General features: G+C 56.0%; 5 protein-coding genes. 3 read left to right on the forward strand and 2 right to left on the reverse strand.

Annotated features, from left to right (window positions below; translation table 11 throughout):
• A partial coding sequence (locus ACP151_RS21120; protein WP_424980771.1) for a Hint domain-containing protein occupies positions 1-669 on the forward strand: 669 nt, incomplete at its 5' end.
• A 209-nt stretch (positions 670-878) separates the two neighbouring features.
• On the opposite strand, the gene ACP151_RS21125 is transcribed toward ACP151_RS21120, so the two are convergent.
• Positions 879-1988, reverse strand: a complete 1110-nt coding sequence (locus ACP151_RS21125; protein WP_424980772.1) for a Hint domain-containing protein — start codon at positions 1986-1988, stop codon at positions 879-881.
• Between the two features lie 206 nt (positions 1989-2194).
• On the opposite strand from ACP151_RS21125, the gene ACP151_RS21130 reads away from it, so the two are divergent.
• Both ACP151_RS21130 and ACP151_RS21135 read left to right on the forward strand, forming a co-directional pair.
• Positions 2195-2452 carry a type II toxin-antitoxin system Phd/YefM family antitoxin gene (locus tag ACP151_RS21130; protein WP_424980764.1) on the forward strand — a complete coding sequence of 86 codons (258 nt, stop codon included), beginning with the start codon at positions 2195-2197 and terminating at the stop codon, positions 2450-2452.
• Positions 2449-2706 (forward strand): Txe/YoeB family addiction module toxin, encoded by a 258-nt coding sequence (locus ACP151_RS21135; RefSeq protein ID WP_424980763.1) that lies wholly within the window; start codon positions 2449-2451, stop codon positions 2704-2706. The genes ACP151_RS21130 and ACP151_RS21135 overlap by 4 nt, the downstream gene beginning before the upstream one ends.
• Position 2707: 1 nt before the next feature.
• Here the strand turns inward: ACP151_RS21135 and ACP151_RS21140 are convergent, their stop codons facing one another.
• Positions 2708-3334 carry a hypothetical protein gene (locus ACP151_RS21140; protein WP_424980762.1) on the reverse strand — a complete coding sequence of 209 codons (627 nt, stop codon included), beginning with the start codon at positions 3332-3334 and terminating at the stop codon, positions 2708-2710.
• Between the last annotated feature and the right edge of the window lie 73 nt (positions 3335-3407).

The following is a 3407-nucleotide window of genomic DNA, read 5'->3' on the forward strand; positions in this document are numbered from 1 at the left end:
TCCGGCAATGCGGTTCTTACATTCCCGGATGGCACGTCGACCAAGTTGATCGGGGTTGCACCGTCCCAGGTAGATACGGTGCAAGAGCTCGGGGCCATGGGCATTCCATGTTTCGCCGCCGGGACATTGATCGAGACCGCGCAGGGCGCAGCGCCAATCGAAACGCTGGTCGAAGGTGATTTGGTTAAAACACGCGATCACGGGCTGCAACCGATCCGCTGGATTGGATGGCGCACTGTTGATGCCTCGGGTGATCTTGCACCGATTTGTATCAAGGCGGGGACGCTTGGGAATGATCGTGACCTTCTGGTCTCGCCTCAACATCGGATTTTGGTAACCGGCTGGAAAGCGTCTTTGCTGTTTGGCGAAGAAGAAGTCTTGGCTCCGGCCAAGGCGCTGGTCAACGACAAAACCATCCTTTGGCTCCGATTGCCGGCCATTACCTATTGCCATATGCTGTTTGACAATCACGAGGTGATTTTGTCCGAGGGCATGTGGACCGAGAGTCTGCACGCCGGCCAAGTGGCGATCGACGCTCTGGGCGACGAGTCGCGTCGTGAAATTCTCAGTATCTTCCCCGAACTCGAGAAGCCGGTGTTCAACGAAACAAGGCTGGCCCGCACGGCTTTGCGGGTCAAAGAAGCACAGATCTTGGCGGGATATCTATAAATTGGCTGCTGCCGTGTCGTTTGGTTTCAATCAGGCGTAAAAACGCGACCTGTTTCAAGAGATTCCTGCCCAACAATCAGGGCCGTCGCTACCGTGCCAAGACGGACACACACAGGCTTACTCCACGGGCTGCGTAACAGGTATGCTATTGCAAAACGCATTAAGGGACCCCACAAAGAGGCCCCTTAACGTGAAATACAAGTTTCGGTTTAGCCGATGAAGGCATCCAGGTGCTTGCCCACATAGGCCGCCTGTACAGGTGACAGGTTTGGCGCGGCCTCGGCGCGGGTGGTACCTTCGCGCAGCTCTGGGAACAGGGCAAAGATCTCTTCGCGGGCTGCCGCATCCATCGAACCCATGGTCGGCTGATCCGGGTGGAAGCTTTCTGTTGCAGCGCCCTCGGCGTAGATCACCTCGTGCTGGTCAAACATCACGTGATAATATTCAACCTTCGTGAATTCATCACGCAGGATTGTATCGTCGTTCACCAGTTCCAGCGCGGTCACAAGGGCCTCGTCATGGTCGAACAGCATTTCCAATTGCCAACCTTCCAGCACCATGCGGTGACGCGGAGAAACAACCAGATCACGACTGTTGCCCATGGCGCCGGCCTTGATGCGCACGGCGCGGTCTTTGGTGGCTGTCATGCCAATCCAGCGTACCGGCTGAAAGCCGTTGTCGCGGGTGCGCACCATCATGCCGGGGGTCAGGTCCTGCACGGCCACTTCACCCTGATCCGTGTCGATCAATGTATCGCGGGTGAAACAGGGGGCTGCTTCAGAGTCCAGATAGATGTCGATGTATTCGGTGGAGCCGAGGCCATTGTTGGTTATCGAAATCGAGGTGACCGGGATGTTGAAAGAGATGATCGGCATTGCATCTGCATAAGACGATGTGCCAGGAGCAGAAGAATCTCCGGTCAAGTCGCCATTCGAATTTACTGTCGCTATATCGTTAGACGGACCATATGGGGTAAACGGTAATTCTTGAGGATGAACAAGCTGGGCCTCGCCCGCATCGATCATTTCTTGCAAATTCACATCAACGCCGTTGACAACAAAATCAAAAACGTCGGTCCCCTCTGACGCGCCGATCTGAACAGCAAGCCCGTTCACACCATCGCCTGAAAAATGATAGGTGTTGGTCGCGCCGGTGCCAAAAACCCCGCCAGTCTCGACATGACCCGCACTGGTTGCGCCGTGAGCAGCAGTATAGTTGCTATTGCTAACAGACGCGCTGACAGTGACCTCTTGCCCGGCAATATCCGTGAATGTGCCGGTGACGCCACCGCCGTCGAATTCGATACTTGTAAGTGCCATATAAATGCTCCCTGCTATGTTTACTCAGTTCCCATTGAAGGTAAGAGAAGAAGACCGCCCGCGTAAATGACCGCATACCGAATCTCGAAACAGGATTCTTAGGTCCTGCCCGCTACGCAGATGTCGCGCCTTGCATGCCAAGCGATGGAGCAGTTGGAGAAAGATTTTCTCTTTGAAATGTGTACGGTTATTGGTACGTATTTTCCATGGACGTGATGAAGTTTTCAGAGGTCCGCCAGGAATTGGCGGCGACAATAGATCGCGCGACGCAGGATTGTATCCCGATCGTGATCACCCGGTCCGGGGGTAAGCCCGCTGCCGTGCTTCTTTCCCTTGCTGAATACGAATCATTGTTGGAAACGCAGCATCTTTTGGGATCTGAGGCGAATATCCGCCAGTTGGTCGAAGCGCTGCGCGACCTGTCAGACGGGTTGCCTGCGGCAGAGGTCGGGAAGCAGGAATGAGAAAGCTGCGCTTTGCCGCACCGGTCTGGGAGGATTATCTGACCCTGCAACGGGCCGAACCTGCCCTGTCTGCCCGGCTGGATCAGCTATTGGACGCCTGTTGCCGCACGCCCTATGACGGGATCGGGCGACCTTGTGCTTTGGCCTCCCCCTTGAACGGATGGTGGTCACGCAGGCTGACCCATCGCCACCGTCTGGTGTATCGCGTGGTCGGTGATCAAATCTGGGTGGCGCAATGTCTCAGTAAGGTGTGAGTCACGTCGCGCGTGTCTCTATCCAGGCAACGGCAATGCTGTCATCTGCAGCGCGATAGGGTATGGCATAACCCTGCGCAGTTTTCAGTGCCGGATTTTGCCGCGCGGCACGCAGCCCCTGCGTAAGACCGCCCGATTTGACCAGCGCACGTTCTTCGGCATCCGCCGTGGATGAGATCCAGGCATTCAGATGGCGCAGCATGTCGGCCTCGGTGCTGATCCCCAGGGCGGCAAAGGCCGCCGGTTCACCTATCAGGGGCAACACCTCACCCATAAGGGACTTGTCTGTCGACTCAACAATCTCAAGCCGCCCCCGTTCGGTGAAGGCGCACAGGATGAGCGTCTGTTTCCGCGTGATTTGTGGCAGGCGCGCAGACAATTCTTCAACCGCACGCGGCGGGAGGCATGCGTCGTTGAGCATGTCCTGAGTGGCATGTGTGATCAGCCAAGCATTATCACCCAGCCGCAATCTGACCCATCCTGCGTCCCGCAGATTGTTCAACGCGCGCCAAATGCCCATACGGGAAAGCTGGGGCAGAATATTCTGTAAGTCGTTCAAAACCACCGGGCCGCTATGCGCAACGGCGCGATAGACTGCCAAAGTGCGGGTGGTAGGGGTATCAGCCATATTGGAAAGCTCTTTTGTAGCTTCGATCTTGTATGGTTTGGACCGGATATTGTTTCAACCCCCGCGTTCTTTT

The organism is Leisingera sp. S232 (assembly GCF_049800895.1).
Lineage (GTDB): Bacteria > Pseudomonadota > Alphaproteobacteria > Rhodobacterales > Rhodobacteraceae > Leisingera.

Coding starts and splice junctions, on each gene's coding strand:
- ACP151_RS21125 (WP_424980772.1), bottom strand. CDS start 1,988: ATGGCACTTACAAGTATCGAATTCGACGGCGGTGGCGTCACCGGCACA.
- ACP151_RS21135 (WP_424980763.1), top strand. CDS start 2,449: ATGAGAAAGCTGCGCTTTGCCGCACCGGTCTGGGAGGATTATCTGACC.
- ACP151_RS21130 (WP_424980764.1), top strand. CDS start 2,195: ATGGACGTGATGAAGTTTTCAGAGGTCCGCCAGGAATTGGCGGCGACA.
- ACP151_RS21140 (WP_424980762.1), bottom strand. CDS start 3,334: ATGGCTGATACCCCTACCACCCGCACTTTGGCAGTCTATCGCGCCGTT.